The organism is Pseudomonas sp. COR18 (assembly GCF_048568395.1).
GTDB classification, from domain to species: domain Bacteria; phylum Pseudomonadota; class Gammaproteobacteria; order Pseudomonadales; family Pseudomonadaceae; genus Aquipseudomonas; species Aquipseudomonas fuscovaginae_B.
The window spans coordinates 5836768-5855089 of sequence record NZ_CP183808.1; the positions used below are offsets into that span (position 1 = coordinate 5836768).

General features: G+C 65.7%; 13 protein-coding genes. 7 read left to right on the top strand and 6 right to left on the bottom strand.

From position 1 onward, the window contains the following. Positions 1-72: 72 nt before the first annotated feature. Complete coding sequence (locus tag ACM62G_RS26825; RefSeq protein ID WP_419736001.1) at positions 73-1332, bottom strand: acyl-CoA dehydrogenase family protein; 1260 nt, start codon at positions 1330-1332, stop codon at positions 73-75. A gap of 478 nt (positions 1333-1810) precedes the next feature. Here ACM62G_RS26825 and ACM62G_RS26830 point away from each other — a divergent pair, with 478 nt between their 5' ends. From ACM62G_RS26830 to ACM62G_RS26860, 7 genes are all read left to right on the top strand, one after another. Further along, entirely contained in the window at positions 1811-2866 is a 1056-nt protein-coding gene (locus ACM62G_RS26830) for an ABC transporter substrate-binding protein (RefSeq protein WP_419736002.1), read from the top strand. Between the two features lie 15 nt (positions 2867-2881). Beyond that, positions 2882-3628, top strand: a complete 747-nt coding sequence (locus tag ACM62G_RS26835) for a class II aldolase/adducin family protein (protein ID WP_273820844.1) — start codon at positions 2882-2884, stop codon at positions 3626-3628. Between the two features lie 163 nt (positions 3629-3791). Beyond that, positions 3792-4979 (top strand): LLM class flavin-dependent oxidoreductase, encoded by a 1188-nt coding sequence (locus ACM62G_RS26840; protein WP_273820843.1) that lies wholly within the window; start codon positions 3792-3794, stop codon positions 4977-4979. A gap of 10 nt (positions 4980-4989) precedes the next feature. Further along, positions 4990-6561: an ABC transporter substrate-binding protein gene (locus tag ACM62G_RS26845; RefSeq protein WP_273820842.1), complete on the top strand. Its 1572-nt coding sequence runs from the start codon at positions 4990-4992 to the stop codon at positions 6559-6561. After that, on the top strand, positions 6554-7612 hold the full coding sequence (locus ACM62G_RS26850; protein WP_273820841.1) for an ABC transporter permease: 1059 nt from the start codon (positions 6554-6556) through the stop codon (positions 7610-7612). The genes ACM62G_RS26845 and ACM62G_RS26850 overlap by 8 nt, the downstream gene beginning before the upstream one ends. A 10-nt stretch (positions 7613-7622) precedes the next feature. After that, on the top strand, positions 7623-8468 hold the full coding sequence (locus ACM62G_RS26855) for an ABC transporter permease (protein ID WP_419736003.1): 846 nt from the start codon (positions 7623-7625) through the stop codon (positions 8466-8468). Then, entirely contained in the window at positions 8465-10273 is a 1809-nt protein-coding gene (locus ACM62G_RS26860; RefSeq protein ID WP_419736004.1) for a dipeptide ABC transporter ATP-binding protein, read from the top strand. The genes ACM62G_RS26855 and ACM62G_RS26860 overlap by 4 nt, the downstream gene beginning before the upstream one ends. 176 nt (positions 10274-10449) lie before the next feature. Here the strand turns inward: ACM62G_RS26860 and ACM62G_RS26865 are convergent, their stop codons facing one another. From ACM62G_RS26865 to ACM62G_RS26885, 5 genes are all read right to left on the bottom strand, one after another. Next, the gene (locus ACM62G_RS26865) at positions 10450-11535 is read right to left on the bottom strand and encodes an LLM class flavin-dependent oxidoreductase (protein WP_273820838.1); all 1086 of its coding nucleotides are present in this window, start codon (positions 11533-11535) and stop codon (positions 10450-10452) included. 27 nt (positions 11536-11562) lie between these two features. Continuing rightward, positions 11563-14163, bottom strand: a complete 2601-nt coding sequence (locus tag ACM62G_RS26870) for a TonB-dependent receptor plug domain-containing protein (RefSeq protein WP_419736005.1) — start codon at positions 14161-14163, stop codon at positions 11563-11565. A gap of 213 nt (positions 14164-14376) precedes the next feature. Next, a complete protein-coding gene (locus ACM62G_RS26875) occupies positions 14377-15963 on the bottom strand; it encodes an ABC transporter substrate-binding protein (protein ID WP_419736006.1) in 1587 nt (528 codons plus the stop codon). 4 nt (positions 15964-15967) lie between these two features. After that, a complete protein-coding gene (locus ACM62G_RS26880) occupies positions 15968-17176 on the bottom strand; it encodes an LLM class flavin-dependent oxidoreductase (protein WP_273820835.1) in 1209 nt (402 codons plus the stop codon). 11 nt (positions 17177-17187) lie between these two features. Beyond that, a complete protein-coding gene (locus ACM62G_RS26885; RefSeq protein ID WP_273820834.1) occupies positions 17188-18261 on the bottom strand; it encodes an ABC transporter substrate-binding protein in 1074 nt (357 codons plus the stop codon). Between the last annotated feature and the right edge of the window lie 61 nt (positions 18262-18322).

An 18322-nucleotide genomic window follows, 5' to 3' on the forward strand; every position in this document is an offset into this window, starting at 1 on the left:
TCAGACGACGTGGAGGTCGACTGTTGAGTCGCTATCGCCAGCCACACAGGCCACTAAGAGGGGATGAGGGGCTCAGCGGGTGGTGGCGCCCTGTTTTTCCTTGGCGTTGAGAATGGCGGTGTACTCGCCGGGGTCGACGCCGTTGAGGTAGTAGTTGCCGACGTGGTGCAGGCGCCAGCGAATCGGGTCGTGGGTGGTGTGCACCCGCGCATTGCGCCAGAAACGGTCCAGGTTCCATTTGCTCAGGGACGAGCTGGCGCCGAGCAGCGAGAAGATGTCGCTGGAGATTTTCAGCGAAGCGCTGTCGGCGTGGGCCCGGGCGGTAGCCACCGATAGGATCAGTTCGTCTTGCAGCGCCTTGTTCTCCGGGTCCAGCTCATGCCGGTCGAACACCCGTGCGGCATCGCGCAGCAGCGACTCGGCGGCGCGCAGAGCCACGGCGTACTCGCCGATCTGCTTGATGATGTGCGGTTCTTCGCTGGCCTGCTCGACACCACTCTCCACCCAGGCACGGGCGTTGTGCCTGAGGTAGTCGACGGCCGCGTCCAGGGCGCCGGCGGCAATGCCGGTGTCGATGGCCGCGTGCAGAATCTGCGGGAAGGTCAGCCCGGTGCGTTTCATCGGACCCTTGCGCCGTGAGACGAAACGCTCGTCCAGCTCGATGTTGTCAAAGATCACCGTGCCGCTGACCGAGTTCTTTTGGCCGAACGCGTCCCAGTCGTCCACCAGGGTCAGGCCCGGGGTGTCGCGATGCAGCAGTATGCCGGCGCCGCCGTCATCGCTGGCGGCGGTCAGGGAAATCCATTCGGACAGGTAGGAACCGGTGGAGTAGAACTTGCTGCCGTTGAGTACCAGCGTGCCGTCCTCGCGGCGATCGACACGGGTCTTGAGGGCGAATTTGTTCTTCCCGCCGACTTCCGCCAGGGCGTTACCCAGGCGCTTGCCGGCCAGCACATCGGCGAGCACACGGTCGCGCACCTCGTCTGGGTAGCCGATCACGCCGCGCAGCATCACGTTGTGGATCTGCAGTAGCTGGCCGACCCCGCCGTCGGCCACCGAAATCAGCCGTACGGTTTCGACGATGGTTGCCACCGACGCCCCCAGGCCGCCATGGGCCTTGGGTACACCGATGGCGGTGATGCCGCTGGCCGACAGCAACTGCGCCTGGCGCCGCGGCAGTTGGCCATTCTGCCGGCTATCGGCGGCGATCTCGGCGATCTCTCGGGCAATTTCCCGGGCGGCCTCGATGGCCTCAGCTTCGCTGCGCAGCAGGCGCACGGGCGGTTGCTCCTGCAGCGACGGGGTGAGGGGGGGGCGTTCGAGCTTGCTCATGTTCTACCTCTGGCAATTCACTGGATGAGTCCGTCTTGTGTCTCGTGGGGAGGTGCTCTCCCTGTAGGAACCGGCTTGCTGGTGATGGCGGAGTGTCAGACGACGCGGATGTCGACTGCTGGATCGCTAACGCCAGCAAGCCGGCTCTTGCAGGTCACGAGGCAAGGCAGCGGCGTTGCCGGGCCTTGAGCAAGTTCTGCGCCAGCGCTGTGAAACCGGGCTGTGAGCCTTGCAGGGCCTGACTTGCCGCTTTGCCGAGAGGCACCCGTCAAAGGGCGACTGCTGCTGGAGCAGCAGCGTCGGGAGGTGACTGCTCAGCCAGCAGCAATCCCGGCGCAATACTGCTGGACCATCAGCAATTTATCCCCGCCGATCTCCGGTGATCTGGCTGCAGCCCTTTGAAACCAATGCCTTCAGCTCTTGGCACGGGCGCTGCAATGGCACCCGTATCGACTTGCCCAAACCAATGGAGCTGCCCATGACCGCTGTCGCTACCCTGCCCGAGCCAGAGGCCCGGACCGAGCTGGACCAGATCTGGTTCACCCGCTGCCCGGTGCCTACCGCCTCCGGCATCGCCTACAAACTCGGCTGGCTCGGCGAGGAGTTCGCCGCCGAAGGTCTGCCGGTCTCGACCCTGCAGGAGGCCCGCCAACTGGGCCACCATCACTACGATCACCAACTGCCGGGGCTGTTTCGCGAAGGCGGCAACGTGCCGGCCTTGGCGGCCCGCGCGGCCGGTGCGCCGAGCCGGCTGATCGGCCTGACCTGGATCGAGGAGTGGCAGACGATCCTGGTTCGCCCCGATTCCGGCATCAGCCGCCCCGAACACCTCAAGGGCAAGCGCCTGGCCCTCCCGGCCTGGGGCGCCAGCCGCCCGGGCAGCATCGCCCGGGCCATGAGCCTGCACGGCTACAAGGGTGCGCTGAGCCTGGCCGGGCTGGGTTTCGATGACGTCGAACTGGTGGAAGTGGCCCTGCTGGACCAGGAACTGGCCAGCGACCCGCGTGCCGGGCTGCAGCGGCTATGGTCGGGGCTGGACTACCTGGCCCGTGGCGAGGTCGATGCGGTCTACGTCAAGGGCGCCTCGGCAGCCGACGCCGCACGGCGCTTGGGCCTGGTGGTGGGCATCGACCTGGACCTGATCGCCGAGCCGCGCTACCGCATCAACAACGGCACACCGCGACCGATCACCGTGCACCAGAGCCTGCTGGACAACCATTTCGATGTGGTCGTGCGCTTCCTCGCGCAAACCCTCAGGGCCGCCGAATGGGCGGCCGGCAACCGTGAGGCGCTCAACAGCATCCTCCAAGAGGAGACCCGCGCCGGCAGCGCCGGGGTGGCCGAGGCCTATCGCGGCGAGTTCCACACCACACTGGCTCCGGACCTGTCGCCACAACGTCTGGAGTTCCTCGGTATCCAGAAGGATTTCCTGTACCTGCACGGTTTCCTCGAAGGCGATTTCACCATCGCCGACTGGGTCGATCCGCGCCCCCTGCAAGCCGCCCATGAACTGTTGGCCAAGCGCCGCGCCTGAAACTGGAGAACTGCCATGACTGCACTGCTCAATGAATCGTCCGTGAACGAAGCGCTGCTGGACAAGGAACTGCAAGCCTTCGTCGACAAGGTGCTGGTGGAGGCCGAGGAGGCATTCACTGTTTTCCGCGAGACCCACACCATCACCGCCAATGGCACCGTCGGCTTTATCGAACGGGTTCCGGGACGCGAACTGCTGGTCTCGGTCAACTACGGTGGCCCGTGGAACTACCGCAAGCCGCTGCAGGCGACGGTCACCGACTTTGCCGGGAACGTGCTGCTCGGCAAGGGCAAGGGTGGCCTGGGGCGCTACACCAGGCTATTCCAGCAGCATACCGATATCACCACCGTTTCCCACGTGCATTCGCCGTACCTCGGCGCTTGGGCCCAGACCCACCGGACCTTGCCGTTTCATTACGTGCCGGTGCAGCGCTACCAGCTGGCACGCGAGCTGCCGGTGTACATCGACCGGCGCCAGGCCGAAGTGGATTTCATCCTCGAGAAGATCGCCGAGAACCCCTTCAACCTGGCGATCCTGGAGGCCAACGGCGGTTCCACCGTTTGGGGCAAGCAGGGCCTGCGCGCCACGGCGGAATTCATCCTGCTGCTGGAGGAGGGTGCCCAGTTGCAACTGTTGGCCGATGCCCTCGGTGGTTCGCGGCCCTATGGGCCGGGCGTGCTGACCCAGCAGTGGAAAATGAGCGGCTTGTACGAGCGGGCCACGGAGCTGGGGTTGGTGCCGGCGATCGACCGTCACAACTGACTCCTTTTGAGGCGCCCCCGCCCCCTGTGGGAGCCGGCTTGCTGGCGATCCGCCAAAGGCGACCCTCCATGGTGATAGACAGCTCGCTATCGCCAGCAAGCCGGCTTCGACAGGGAAATGCGTGCTCCCGTGGAGCCACCGTAATATTTCAAGGAACATGAACATGGCCGTAAAGATACTCTGGTACCTCACCACTCCCGATGGACCTTATCCGTGGGAACCCGAGGGCCGCTGGAAAACCGATTTCGAACACCTCAAACAACTGGCGGTGGCCAGTGACCGGCTGGGCTACTACGGTTCCCTGCTCGGTTCGAGCCCCAACGAAAGCCTGGCCGTGTCGGCGGCCCTGATCGATGCGACCAAGCGCCTGCGTTTTCTGGTCGCGCAACACCCAGGCGAGCTGTCGCCGGCGGTCCTGGCCAAGTGGGCGCTGACCTTCGATCAGTTCTCCAACGGCCGCCTGCTGTTCAATGTGGTCAATGGTAACGATGCGGGCCTGGCGACCCTCGGTGTACATTACCCGCACGACGAACGCTACGATTTCAGCCTCGAATACTGGCGCAGTTTCCAGAGCATCTATGCCGGTGAAACCGACGGCTACGACGGCCGCTACGTCAAACTGGCGCCACGCTCGCCTGGCGCGGCCGGGCATCCGCTGGGCGGCTGGCACCCGCCGAAGCAGAAGCCCGGCATTCCGCTGTGGGGGGCCGGCACCTCGGCGCCAGGGGTGGCGCACTCGGTGCAACTGCTCGACGTCTACCTGAGCTTCGCCAATACGCCACCGGCACTGGGCGAGAAGTTCCGCAAGGTGGCCGCCGAGGCGGCGAAGATCGGTCGCGAGCTGACCTTTGGCACCCGGTTGCAGATCATCGTCCGCGAAACCGAAGAGGAGGCCTGGGCCCACGCGGAAAAACTGCTGCAGCGCACCTCGCTGCAAACCGCCCGCGCCGCCATCGAGCGGCAGTTGCCGCCGGGGGCGACGCTGGACAACTTCCACAGCGATGACCCGCAGATCCAGCGCAACGTCGAGAGCATCCGCGCCGGACGCCTGCCCAAGGCCCGCGACCTGGAGATTTACCCCAACATCTGGCTCGGCCCGAGCCTGTTCGGCTTCAACATCCTCGGCCCGGCCGCCGGCACCTACCTGGTGGGTAGCGCTGAACAGGTCGCCGAGCGGATCCGCGAATACGAGGCCCAGGGTACCTCGGCCTTCATCCTCTCCGGCTTCCCGCTGATCGACGAGGCGCATCGTGTTGCCGACCTGCTGTTCCCCTTGCTCAATCTGGATCACGGTTTCGACGTCCCCAGACTGGGGGTGAAAACCCGCGCAGCAGTTGCCGAGCCGGCCTGAGGAAGCGCTCATGAGTCAGGAATTTTCCCGCCGGGCGTTTCTCGGCAACAGCCTGGCGGTCGGCGGTGGCCTGCTGCTCGGCAGCAGCCTGCTCGGCGGCTGCGACAACCGCGACGCGAGCGCGGCGACCGGTATGTTATCCGCGACCCCGGTGCATGGGGGCCGGCTGCGGGTCGGCATCATCGATGGCGACCAGGCCGGCAACCTCGATGCCCACAAGCCGGTGGGCGGCGGGATCATTCGTGGCTGGGCGCTGTACAGCAAATTCTGGGAATGGAACCCTGACGTCAGCACGCGCCTGGCCCTGGCCGAGTTCGCCGAGCCGAATGCCGACGCCAGCGCCTGGACCATCCGCATCAGGCCGGGCCTGGAGTTCCACCACGGCAAGAGCATCGATGCCGACGACATGCTGTTCTCGATCCTTCGCCTCACCGACCCCAAGCTGGCCTCACCCTATGCCGGACTGGTCGGTGCCATCGACCGCTCGGCGCTGCGCAAACTCGACAAGCGCACGATCGAGATCCGCTTCAAACAGGGTCAGAGCTTCTTCCCTCTGGACGAAACCCTGATCAGCTTCGGCGGCATCGTGCCCACCGACTACGACCCGGTGACCAACCCGGTGGGAGCCGGGCCGTATCGGCTCAAGCGCTTCATCCCCGGACAGCGCTCGCTCTACCGCCGTTTCGAGAATTACTACAAACCCGGCCAGCCCTATGCCGACGAACTGGAAATCATCGAGTTCAAGGACCAGGTTTCCCGCGCGGCGGCATTGCGCGCCGGACAGATCGACGTCGCCAGTGGCGTGCAGGCCGAGCACAGCGCGTTGCTCAAGGCCGACTCGCGCCTGAAGCTCTACGTATCGCCGACCACCTCGTTCACCGGTTTCAACCTCAATCTGGCCCGGGAACCGTTCCAGGATGTGCGGGTACGCCAGGCGTTCCGCCTGCTGGCCGATCGCAAGGAACTGGTGGAGCGCGGCCTCAATGGTTTCGGACGGATCGCCAATGATCTCTATTCACCCCAGGACCCCACGTACAACCACGAGATCGCCCAGCGCCCATACGACCTGGACCAGGCCCGTTCGCTGCTGCGCCAGGCCGGCCAGCAGGACCTGCGGGTCGAACTGACCACCACCCCGGGGGCTGGGGTCAACGCCGCGCTGGTGTTTGCCCAGCAGGCGAAGAAGGCCGGGGTGGAGATCAAGGTCACTCAGGTCGATGGCTCGGTGTTCAACGGCCCGCAGCGCGAGAGCTGGCTGCTGTCGCCAGGTTCCACTCCGGCCCGCGGCTTCCTCGCCTCGGCGTTGCACAACGATGCGCCCCAGGCGATCTACAACCGCAGCAACTTCCACGACGAGCGTTTCAGCGCGCTGTACCAGCAGGCGCTGGCGCAACCGCAACTGGAGCCGCGTAGGCTGCTGGTGCACGAAGCCCAGCGCATCCAGCACGAGCGTGGCGGTCTGCTGATCTGGGGCTTCAGCGATGTGCTCGACGCCGCCTCGGTGCGGGTCGGCGGCCTGACGCCGGAACAGACCACCTTCGCCTCCTGGCGTTTCGACGAGTTGTGGTTGAATCATGCGTAAAGCCCATCGCAAGACCTCGCGGACACCGGTCTGGCTATCCTGGTTCATCGGTCGCCTGGGCTATGGCCTGCTGACCGCCTGGGTGATCAGCCTGGTGGTGTTCATCGCCACCCAGGCGCTGCCGTCGGACCCGGCCCGGGTGATTCTCGGCCCCGACGCGCCGTTGCAAAGTGTACTGACCCTGCGCCAGCAACTGGGGCTTGACCAGCCGATCATTCTGCAGTACCTGCGTTGGCTCGGGCGCGCCCTGAGCGGCGACCTGGGGATCTCGCTGGATTCCAACGCCGCGGTCGCCGGCATTCTGTTCAGCCGTTTCGGCAACAGCCTGGCACTGGTGGCGGGCGTGTTCCTCCTGGCGGTGCCGGCGGCGCTGGCGCTCGGCGTGGCCCTGGCGCTGCGCCGGGACCGGCGCCTGGATCGCTGGAGCCTGTCGTTGCTGATCTTTCTCAAGGCGACGCCAGGTTTTCTGCTGGCCATCGCGCTGGTGCTGCTGTTTTCCATGCCACACATGGACCTGTTGCCGGCAGTGTCGATCCTCGATCCGGAGCGTCCGCTGCTGCGGCAACTGCAGTTCCTGGTATTGCCGGTCGTGGCCTTGAGCCTGTCGACCCTGCCGTATCTGACGCGCCTGGTGCGCTCGTCGATGATCGAGGCGCTGGAGTCCGACTATGTCATCGCCGCCCGGTTACGCGGCATCCCGCAGTGGCGCATCGTCTGGCGGCATACGCTGCCCAATGCGCTGGTGCCAGCGATCCAGGGGGTGGCGCTGACCCTGCGCATCCTGCTCGGCGGCGCGTTGCTGGCCGAGGTGGTCTTCAGCTATCCGGGGATCGGCACGCTGTTGAACGCGGCCATCCAGATGCGCGACCTGCCGATGATCCAGGCCTGCGTATTGGTCATCACCCTCAGCGTGGTGCTGATCAACCTGCTGGCCGACCTGCTGACCGTGTTGTCGACCCCCAGGCTGCGCACGGCCTGGCGGGTCTCTCTGATCCAACGTAACCAGCGCGGTATTCAGCCCTGGTGGCGGCGCTCGCCGAAGGCGCCTTGAGAGGTGATACATGAGTGATATCCGATTGTTGCGCGGGCGCCACTGGCTGGCCGAACCGCAGACCCGCAAGGGCGCCCTGATCACCCTGGCGGTGGTGCTGCTGGCGCTGCTCGGCCCGTGGCTGGCACCCCATGGCAGCACCGACATGGTCGGCCAGGTTTATGGGGCGCCGCAGGCCGGTGCCTGGCTGGGCTACGACTTCCTGGGGCATGACGTGCTGTCGCGGCTGCTCAGCGGTGGGCTGTCGGTCCTGTGGATGTCGGTGGCGGCTGCCCTCATCGCCCTGGCGGCGGGCAGTACCCTGGGACTGCTGGCGGGGCTGTCGCGACGACGGCTGGACCAGTGGATCAGTTGGCTGGCGGATGTATCGCTGGCATTTCCCGACCTGATCCTGGTACTGCTGATCGTCTCCATGCTCGGCCGGGCACCCTGGCTGATCGTGCTGACCGTGGCGATTGCCTTTATCCCCGGCGTGATCCGCCTGGCCCGTGGCTGCGCGGTCAGCGTGGCCGGGCAGGAGTTCGTCGAGGCGGCGCAGATGATGGGGTATTCGCGCCGGCGCATTCTGTTCCGCGAGATCCTGCCGAATATTCTGACGCCACTGCTGGTGCACCTGGGCAACATGCTGACCTGGGGCATCGGCATGCTCTCGGGCCTGAGTTTCCTCGGCTATGGCGTGGCGCCACCGGCCGCCGACTGGGGCCTGATGATCAATGAAAACCAGGCCGGCCTGCTGGTGCAGCCATGGGCGGTGCTGGCGCCGGCGTTGCTGGTTGGCATTTTCGCCTATGGCACGAACATCTTCGCCGAGGGTATCGGCCGCAGCAGTTCGCGGATCGGAGACCAGTCAGCATGAATGCCATTGCCGAAATGGAGCCACGCTTGCAGGCAGGCGTTCAGGTGCTGCGGGTGAGCGATCTGCGAGTCGAGCTGTCGGCCCAGGTCGATGTGCTGTCGGGGGTGTCGTTTGCGGTGGACGCCGGTGAGATTCTCGGCCTGGTGGGCGAATCCGGTTCCGGCAAGACCACCCTGGCCACCGCGCTGCTGGCGCATGCCCGACGAGGGGCGCGGATCGTCGGCGGCAGGATTGAGGTGGCTGGGCAGGCATTGCTGGAGCTGCGTGGCGAGGACCTGCGCCGGGCCCGCGGCAGCCTGATCGGCTATGTCGCCCAGGACCCGGCCACGGCGCTGAACCCGGCATTGCGTATCGGCCAGCTGTTGCGCGAAACCCTGGAAACCCATCAGGACGGGCTGAGCCGTGCTGGCGTGCGCCAGCGTATCGGCCAGACCCTGTGCGATGTCGGGCTGCCGGATGACGAGGCGTTCCTGCGGCGCTTTCCCCATCAGCTGTCTGGTGGTCAGCAACAGCGGGTCATGCTGGCGTTGGCCTTCGTGCTGCGGCCACGGCTGATCGTGCTTGACGAGCCGACGACCGCCCTGGACGTCAGCACCCAGGCGCATATCCTCGAGACCCTGCGCGACCTGTGCAAGCGCCAAGGTGTGGCGGCGGTGTACGTGTCTCATGACCTGGCGGTGATCAAGGACCTGGTGGACCGGGTCATGGTGATGTACGCCGGACGGCTGGTGGAGATCGCCGGGCGGGACGCGCTGTTTGCGCGGCCGGCCCATCCGTATACCCGTGGCTTGCTCGCGGCGATTCCGGATGTCGCCCAGCGCCGCGATCTGCAGGCGATTGCCGGTCAGGCACCAGCACCGGGGCAACGTCCGCGAGGTTGTGCGTTTGCGCCGCGTTGCGCGTGGTCCCGGGCCGAGTGCACGGCGGCGGAACCGGCCCTGAGCGAGTGGGCGACGGGGCAGGCGGTGGCTTGCCTGGCTCCCCATCGTGAACCCTTGCATTGGCTCGCCCAGGCAGTATTGGGGCAGGTGACGGCTGGCTCGGCGACGGAACCCTTGCTGGAGGTCGAGCGGCTGAACGTGGCGTATGACCGGCAGGTGCTGTTCGACGTGTCGCTGCAACTGCTGCCGGGGGAGTGTCTGGCGCTGGTGGGCGAGTCCGGCTCTGGCAAGACCAGCCTGGCCCGTGCCGTGGCCGGACTGGGGGAGAATGCCGAGGGCGAGCTGCGTTTTGCCGGGCAGGCATTGAGCCTGGAGGCGCGCGGGCGCGAGAAGGGCTTGCGACACCGCATCCAGTACATCTTCCAGAATCCCTATCGGGCGCTGAATCCGCGGCAGACGGTGTTCCAGACCTTGAGCGCGCCGTTGCAGCACTTCTTCGGTATCAAGGGTCGCCAGGCCTGCGAGCGGGTGGAGGCGGTGCTCAGGCGCGTGTCGTTGCCGGCGGCGGTGATGGAGTTGTATCCCCACAGCCTGTCGGGCGGCGAGCGCCAACGTGTGGCGATTGCCCGGGCGCTGGTGTGCGAGCCGACGCTGCTGATCTGCGACGAGATCACCTCGGCGCTGGATGTGTCGGTGCAGGCTTCGATCCTGGCGTTGTTGCGGCAGTTGCAGGAGGAGGGCCTGACCCTGCTGTTCGTGACCCATGACCTGGGGGTGGTCCGGGCGATTGCGGACCGGGTGCTGGTGCTCAGGCAGGGGCGGGTGGTCGAGCAGGGAGCGGTGGATGAGGTACTGGATCGCCCGGAGGCGGAATATACCCGCTCGTTGCTGGAGCATTCGCCGACGTTGCTGGGTTTGCGCTGATAAGGCACCGCTGCGCGGTGATCGCCAGCAAGCCTGCCCACAGGTTTTGTGTACGCAACAAGACCTGTGTCGCAAGTGTACTCGATACGGCCGGCAGCATATGACGCTGTGGGAGGCGGCCTGGCGGAGCTCCGCTTGCTGGCGATAGCGGTATCGGCCATGATACCGCTCCCCACCTATGCTACCCGCGCCTTGCGCCGCTCTGCCTCTTCACGTACGGCCGGGATGATCCAGCGCCCATAGTCGATCGTGTCATAGAGCGGGTCGTAACCTCGGTTCAGGAAAGTCGTCACGCCGAGATCCACATAGTCGAGCAGCGCCTGGGCCACCGTTTCAGGCGTGCCGACCAGCGCCGTGGTGTCGCCATAGGCACCCACCGCTGTCGCCGTCGGCATCCACAACGCCCGGTCGTGCCGGTCGCCCAACGCTGCCGCTGCCAGCAGCCGTTCGGAACCGGTGCCCTTGATGCGCTTCTGCCAAGGGCTGCCCGCCGCGAACTGCGGGTTGGCCTTGATCTGTGCCAGGATCTGCTCGGCCCGCTGCCAGGCCAGTTCCTCGGTGGCGCCGAGGATCAGCCGCACCGACAGACTCACCCGCGGCGTCGCAACACCCGCTGCCTGCGCTGCGGCCTTGAGCTTGCCGATCTGCTCGGCGACGCCGCTCAGCGGCTCGCCCCACAGCGCATAAAGGTCCGCATGCTTGACGGCGATCTGGTAGGCGATGTCCGACGAGCCGCCGAACGAGATCGGGATATGCGGCTGCTGCAACGGCTTGACCGGGGAAAACGCACCCTTGATGTTGAAATACTTGCCCTCGAAATCGAACGGTTGCTCTTCGGTCCAGGTGCGCCGGACGATTTCCAGGTATTCGTCGGTGCGCCGATAGCGTTCGGTCTTGTCCAGCAGGGTGTCACCTTCCTGGGGTTCGGCGCTGATGCCGGTAATCGCGTGCAGGCGAATCCGCCCGCCGCCTGTGGTGTGGTCCAGTGTGGCGAAGGCGCGTGCCGCAACGGTAGGAGCGGTCAGCGCCGGGCGATGGGCGATCATGAAACCCAGGCGTTCGGTATGGGCCGCCGCGTAGGCGGCGATCTGCAGGCTGTCGGCACTGCCCGGGCCGCTGGCGATCAGGACCCGGTCGAAACCGGCATGCTCGTGGCTGCGGGCGTGGTGGCGAATGAACTCCAGGTCGAAGTCCGGGCTGCGTACGCCTCGGGTCTCGGACCACTGGCGGGGAAAGATCATGCCGACAAATTCAATGGACATCGTGGTTGCCTCTTTGGGGGGAAAGGGTCAGAACTGGTAGTCGAACTGCGCCAGCACGGTGCGTCCGGGCATGGGTTGCAGGAAGGTGTTGGTGGAACCGGCCAAGCCGCTGACGAAGTTCAGCTCGTTGGTCAGGTTGAGCACCCGCAAGGTGGTGCTCCACTGCGGCTGGCGGTAGTACAGCGCCAGGTCGAGGTTGTATTCGTTGGGGATCTTCACGGTCTTGCTCAGGTTCAGGTACCAGTTGCTGGTCCACCAGCCGGACAGCTCGGCACCGAAGCCCGAGTCGAAGCGATAGTCGACATAGCCACTGGCGGTGTATTCGGGAATCTGCACGGCGTCGAAGCGTCCGGAGGGCCGCTGGTTGAGGCTGTTGTTATCGCCGAACACCGTGCCGTTGTCGGGAATGAACCCGGCCGAGGCGAAGCCGGCCTGCGAGGTGTATTCGTTGTAGGCATTGAGTTTGGACAGATTCAGGCCGCTGCGCAGGTGCTCGTCCGGCTGGTAGCGGATGGTCGACTCGACGCCCTTGATCACCAGCCGGGCGATGTTGTTGTTGCTGTCCGGCGACTGGTCGCGGGCCTGCTTGAAGGCGGCCAGGGTGAAAAACAGCTCCCTGGGCACGGCCTCGACCTTCAGCCCCACTTCATGCAGCACGCTCAGGCTCTGGAAGGCCAGCGGGTTGAGCTGGTTGGCGCCGGTACCGCTGCCCCAGCCGAGGCCATTGGAGAAGAACCCGGTATTGACCGCCAGCGAGCGGTCGAAGGTGTAGTACAGTGTGCTGTTTTCTGTGGGCTTGACGTAGGGGCTGACCTGCACCGAGAACAGCCGGTAGTCGTGGCTGTCCTTGCGTGGGTTGCCACCCGGCAGTACGAACGGGTTGTCGATCTCGGCATCGATCCAGCTGCGGCTGGCACCGACGTTCAGCCCGAACCGTTCGCCGAAGTGCAGGTTGTGCTGGCTGAACAGGGTCTTGGTGGTACAGGTGCTTTCGGCGGTATAGGGGGCGACCGACTCGGCATAGAGCCCGCCGCCGATGGGGTACATGGCCGGCAGGTTGAGCCAGCCGTAGTAGCTGGAGTACTGCGGTACGCCGGCCTGGCCGATCCAGGCCGCGTTGCCGCCAGCCGGGTTCGCGCCGGTCAGACCGAGCAGGGTGCCGGGGTTCTTGCCGGAGGGATCGAGGGTCAAGTCGTAGGCGTTGATGGTTGAGCCGAAGCTGTTGTTGGCGGCGATCGACTGGTTGAACTCGCGGCGGTAGATCAGCCCGCTGTTGCTCTCGTCGCGCAGGCTGAAGTCACCCAGGCGCAGTTCGTTGTTCCAGTGGAACTCGAAGCGGTTGTCGAAGATGTTGTCCTTGGATTTGACCTGAAACGAGCCGACCGCATCGGTGAGGTCCCTGGAGCGCTGGTAGAACGTGCTGTTGGCCAGGGTGATGGTCGGCGACAGGTCGGCCTCGATCCGCAACTGGGTGGTGAAGCGCCTTGAGCGGTTCTGGTCTTCGGCGCGTTGGCCGACTTGGGGCGACAACGAGGTCAGCCCATTGCCCGCCAGGCTCGGGTCGTACACCCAGCCGCGCAGGGTGCCGGGGCTGCCCTGGGTATTCGGCGAGGCCGCCTGGAACGTGCCGTCGACCACCGTGTACTGGCCCTGGGCATTGCGCTGGCGCTGGACCCAGCCCAGGGTCGCCGCATCGGCAGCACCGGAGGCGAGCACCGGTGACCACAGGGTCGTGCCATTCTGGATGATCGGCGTGGCGCGCCCGGCGTAGTACTTGCCGCTGTCCACCAGTTCCTGGGTGGCACGGTTCCAGCCGTGGGTGATGTTGTAGTCGTAGTAGTTGTCGTAGCTGGCGTTCCAGTCGACCCTTACGTTGTCGTTGCGCCAGGCCAGTGCACCGTAGAAAGCGTCGAAGTTGTTGTCGACGTTGTCGTAGAAGTCCTGCTGGCGCTGCTTGGTGATGCTGACCCGGTAGGCGAGGTTGTCGCTCAGGGGGCCGGTGTTGTCGATGCTGAACTTGCTCGAGTCGCGGGACGTGCCGTCCGGTATCCAGGCACCGACCTCGCCGCTGACCCTGGTCCTGAAGGTGCTGAAATCGGGCTTCTTGCTCAGGTAGTTGATGTAGCCGCCGCTACCGGAGACCGACCCATAGGTCACCGATGACGGGCCGGCGACGATGTCAGCGCCTTCGTAGGCGTTGAAATTGGCCGGGTGGCGCACACCGTAGGCGCGTTGGCCGTCCTGGAACACCTCGGAGCCCTGGCCGCGGAATTGCGGGGCGATGCCGGCGTTCTGGCCGCCGCCGCGGGTGATACCGGGGGCGTATTTGACCAGGTCATCGGCGCTGTGTATCGGGTCATTGGCCAACTGCTCGGCGTTGATCTGGGTGACCGAGCGCGGGGTATCGAGGACTTTGGCCTCCGTGCCGCCGTAGACCGAGGACGGTGGTCGGGTGGGCAGGGCATCGTCGTCGGATTGGCTGGCGCTGGCCTTGACGGTGACGGTTTGCAACTGGGTGTCGGCGGCGTGCGCCGGCAGCGTCAGGCTGGACAGGATAGCCAGCGCCAGGGCGCTCTTGCGCAGGTTTTCAGGGCCTGGCGCGGGTAAAAAACGTGCGATAGAGGGCATGACGAACTCGCCTCGAATGCCAAGGTGATGGAAACAGGGAAAGGTTGTGGGTGGAGGGGAGTGGCCGCCTGCGGTGGTTCGCCGACAGACCCGACTCCTACAGGTACTGCGTTGAATCCGGACGCGCCCATTGCAGGAGCAGGGCTTGTCGGGACGCCGCATCGCCGCGAAGAGGCCCCCAAGCCGTGCCCAAAAACCTGGAGTCACCCACAGTCAGGCGCTGTCCCTGAGCCACAAGCGCTCGAAGCGCCAGGTACTGAACAGCGATTCCTCCGCCGCTGCGCCGCCGACCCGGGTGGCGACGCTGTCGAGCAGGTCTGCGTACCCCCAGATCAGCAGACCGCCGCGCTCGTACTGGATGCGCTGGGCCTGGTGGACCAGGGCCGTGCGCTTGTGCAGGTCGGGCTGGGCCATGGCTTCGAGGAACACTTGCGAGAACTGCGGGTCGTTGAAGTGGGTTTTGTTCGACACCGCGAACGGCGCGTCGGTATGAATCGCGCTGGCCAGGAACGGCGCCCCGATACTGCCGCCGGTGCTCAGAGCCCAGTCGGTGCGCTGCGGGCCCTCGAACGTCGCCTGGTCGACCTGCCTGACCTTCAGGGTCACGCCAACGCGCTTGGCCTGTTCGGCCAGCACCAGTGCCGAAGACAGGCCGGGGCCGGCGGTGGTGATCAGTTCCACCTCGAGTTTTTCCTGGCCGGCCTCCTTGAGCAGTTGCGCCGCCTTCTGCGGGTCGTAAGGCCGCGGCCCGAGGTCGTGGTTGAAGGTCGGATCGCTCGGTGCATACAGATCGTTGGCGACCCGGCCCTGGCCGTTCAGCGCACGTCGCACCAGTTCCTCGCGATCGGCCAGCAGGCGGAACGCCTCGCGTACCCGCGGGTCGTTGAACGGCGGCTTGTCCAGGTTCATGTCGAACGACAGCCAGTTGCCGCTCACCGACTTCAGCAGGCGTACCCGCGGATCACGCTGCAGCACTTCAAGCTGTTCGGTGGGCATCACGTTGGCCATGTCGATCTGCCCGGCGCGCAGGGCTGCCAGGCGCGCGACCTGGTCCTTGAAGTCGATGATTTCCAGCTCGTCGGCGTAGGGCTTGCCTTCCTTGTAGTAGTTCTCGAAACGGGTGAACAGTGAACGCTGGCCGGGGTTGTAGCTTTTGAGCCTGAACGGCCCGGCGCCGACCGGGTTGTTCACCGGATGGTAATCCACCGGGACGATGCCGCCGAAGTTGACCCAGGTTTCCGCCAGCGGCATGTAGCTGCGGCCCTCGCGAAAGCCCAGGCGTACGGTCCGCGAGTCGAGCTTGACCAGATTGTCGCGATCGACCCAGTGCAGCAGCGCCGCATAGGGCGAGGCCAGTTGCGGGTCGGTCAGGCGGCGGATGGAGAAGATCAGGTCGTCGGCGTCGATGGTCTTGCCGTGGTGGAACTCCAGGCCCTGGCGCAGGCGCAGGGTCCACTGGCTGGCATCGGCATTCGGTTCGGCGAGCTCGGCCAGAGCCAGGCGTGGTTGCATGTGCTCATCCCATTCCCAGAGCTTGCTGTATAGGGCAAAGCCGCGGACGATGCCGCCGCCGACGGGTTTGTGGGCGTCCAGGTTGCCGTTCTGGTTGCCGTCGATGATACCCAGGCGCAACCGGCCGCCATAGCGTGGTTGGTCGTCGGTGGCGGCGCTGGCTGCCGGCTTGTCATCCTTCTGACCGCAGCCGGCGAGCAGGCTGCCTCCGAGGATGAGCCCGCCACCGAGGGCGGCGCTGTGGCCAAGAAAGGCGCGCCGGCTGAGTGAATGCGAATCCTGGCTCATGTGATCAGGCTCCGCTCGGACCGTTGGCACTGTGGAGTGCCAGCAGCGGTTCAGCCGTGCGGCTCAGGCCACCGCGTTCGCCACGAAAGTGCGGCAGTATGTGCTCGCCCAGGCGGTAGGCTTCTTCCAGGTGCGGGTAGCCGGCGAGGAAGAACAGATCGATGCCGAGGGCGTTGTATTCGCGAATCCGCGCCACGACGTTTTCATGGCTGCCCACCAGCGCGCAGCCGGGCGGAATGCCGATGTAGCCGAAACCGGTCCAGACGTTGGGGTGGATGAAGAAGTCCTCGAAACCCTGGGCCTCGCTCTTGTGGGCAAAGTCGTTTTCGTAGCTGAGCTTGCGCGCGGTGCGCAGCCCGGCATGGGCCGCCACGGCCTTCACCGCGCCACGGGCAATGCCCTCGTCGAAGAAGCGCTTGGCTTCGGTCAGCGCCAGTTCCTCGGTCTCGCGGGTGATGACATCGATGGACAGGCCGAAGCGAATGCCGGTGCGGCCGTACTTCAGTGCGCGTTCGCGGATGTCGGCGATCAGCGCGGCGATTTCCGTCGGGTGCTCGGCGCGCATCAGGTAGAAGTCGGCGTGTCGCGCGGCGAACTCCCGCGCCGCGATCGACGAACCGGCGGTGCAGATCAGCGGCAGCTCGGCCTTCTTCTGCGGGCCGCGCAAGCCGCCGCCATCGGCCTTGTAGAACTTGCCGTCGTAGTGGAAGGTTTCGTTGTTCCAGTAGCCCTTGACGACGTCCATGAACTCGATGGCGCGTTCATAACGTTCGTCATGCTCGCTGAAGTCGCCGACCTGTCGCTGGATCGTGTCCGAACCGCCGTTGATGATGTTCCACACCAACCGGTTGCCAGTGGCGCGCTGGTAGGTCGCGGCTTGTTGCACAGCGACCCAGGGCGTGTAGTGGTAGGGCTGGAACGCAGTGACGTATTTCAGCGTACGGGTTTCCCGAGCCAGCAGCGAGCAGACGGTCCAGGGTTCCTCACCGCTCGGTGCGTTGACCATCAGTGCGCCGCCGAAGCCATTGATTTCCGCGGCGCGGGCGATCTGGCCGAGGTAGTCGATATAGGTGAAGTGGTCGCCGACGCTGAAGCCGGAGACTGCGCCGGTGCTCGGACCGCCACGGTGCCAGTCGCCGCGGTTGCGTGGGTCGCCGGGGAGGAACTGGGTCTCGCCGTGCAGCGGCAGGCGGGTAAAGAATTCGATGCTCATCGGGACTCCTGTCATGGATGTTGAGTGATCTGGCCACGCAGGTTCGGCCAGTAGTCGGTAAGGTTCAGGTCGATCAGCGCCTGGTTGGTGTAGCGGGTGGCCAGCGCCGGAGTGATGTCGTAGTTGTCGCGAATCAGGTGGTTGGCCAGGGCGTAGGTGCTCAGGGCCTGGTAGTGGGCCTTGAGCTGCTGGTCGCTCTTGGGGCCCCAGCGATCCTTCCAGCTCACCGGGTCGCCCTGGTCGTCGCGGCGCAGCACGCTTTCACTGATGCCGGCACGGGAGGACAACTGGTAGTAGGCGTCCTGGTTCGGTTGCTGGGAGATCCACCAGGCGGCCTTGACCCAGGCGGTGGCGAGCAGTTGGGTGATGTCCGGATGCCGCTCGACGAAAAGGTCGGTGCCCCACAGGTCGGAGACCAGGCGCCAGTCGTTGCTGCCCTGCTTGGTCGACCAGATGATCCTGCCGACCCCCTTGTCTTCCAGGGCATAGGCTTCGTTGAGCAGTACCGCGGCGTCGACCTTGCCAGCGGACACGGCGGCGGCGCCGACCTGAGGGTTGAGGTTGGCGACCTTGAAATCGTCGAGCGTGAGCTGTTTGCTGGCGAGGAAGTTGCTGAAGGCGAACTCCCAGGGGCGGCCGCGATGCAGCGCCAGGCGCTTGCCTTTCAGATCCTCGATGGACCTGGCCGTGGAGTTGGCTGGCACCACCAGGTAGACGTTGTTGCCGCTGCCGCCCGGTACGATCAGCTTGCCTGGTACGCCACCGGCACCGGCGATCACCGAGGGAAGGTCGCCGCGCACGGCGAAGTCGATGCTGTTGTTGCTGAAACCTTCGTTGATCTGCGGACCGGCGCCGGCGTGGGGCAGGGCGACCCACTCCAGCTTGACCCCACGCTGGCTGAGCTGCTGTTCCAGCCAGCCGTCCTCGATCACCCGTCCGGGAATGCCGCCGAACACCGGCTTTCCACCCTGCGTGAACGCCACGATAGCGATCTTTACCGAGGCCGGTGCCGATTCGGCGAGTGCGCCGACGCTCACCAGTAACCCGGCCAGGGCGGCCAGGCTGTTGCGCCAGAAACCTTTCATCGAAATTCCCCCCTCTACAGCGATGCCGATCCTCTGTGGGACCGGCTTGCTGGCGATCCGC

Excerpts from the sequence above, each read along its gene's own strand:
- ACM62G_RS26870 (WP_419736005.1), bottom strand. The coding sequence starts at position 14,163 with ATGCCCTCTATCGCACGTTTTTTACCCGCGCCAGGCCCTGAAAACCTG.
- ACM62G_RS26875 (WP_419736006.1), bottom strand. The coding sequence starts at position 15,963 with ATGAGCCAGGATTCGCATTCACTCAGCCGGCGCGCCTTTCTTGGCCAC.
- ACM62G_RS26845 (WP_273820842.1), top strand. The coding sequence starts at position 4,990 with ATGAGTCAGGAATTTTCCCGCCGGGCGTTTCTCGGCAACAGCCTGGCG.
- ACM62G_RS26835 (WP_273820844.1), top strand. The coding sequence starts at position 2,882 with ATGACTGCACTGCTCAATGAATCGTCCGTGAACGAAGCGCTGCTGGAC.
- ACM62G_RS26855 (WP_419736003.1), top strand. The coding sequence starts at position 7,623 with ATGAGTGATATCCGATTGTTGCGCGGGCGCCACTGGCTGGCCGAACCG.
- ACM62G_RS26865 (WP_273820838.1), bottom strand. The coding sequence starts at position 11,535 with ATGTCCATTGAATTTGTCGGCATGATCTTTCCCCGCCAGTGGTCCGAG.
- ACM62G_RS26860 (WP_419736004.1), top strand. The coding sequence starts at position 8,465 with ATGAATGCCATTGCCGAAATGGAGCCACGCTTGCAGGCAGGCGTTCAG.
- ACM62G_RS26830 (WP_419736002.1), top strand. The coding sequence starts at position 1,811 with ATGACCGCTGTCGCTACCCTGCCCGAGCCAGAGGCCCGGACCGAGCTG.
- ACM62G_RS26825 (WP_419736001.1), bottom strand. The coding sequence starts at position 1,332 with ATGAGCAAGCTCGAACGCCCCCCCCTCACCCCGTCGCTGCAGGAGCAA.
- ACM62G_RS26840 (WP_273820843.1), top strand. The coding sequence starts at position 3,792 with ATGGCCGTAAAGATACTCTGGTACCTCACCACTCCCGATGGACCTTAT.
- ACM62G_RS26885 (WP_273820834.1), bottom strand. The coding sequence starts at position 18,261 with ATGAAAGGTTTCTGGCGCAACAGCCTGGCCGCCCTGGCCGGGTTACTG.
- ACM62G_RS26880 (WP_273820835.1), bottom strand. The coding sequence starts at position 17,176 with ATGAGCATCGAATTCTTTACCCGCCTGCCGCTGCACGGCGAGACCCAG.
- ACM62G_RS26850 (WP_273820841.1), top strand. The coding sequence starts at position 6,554 with ATGCGTAAAGCCCATCGCAAGACCTCGCGGACACCGGTCTGGCTATCC.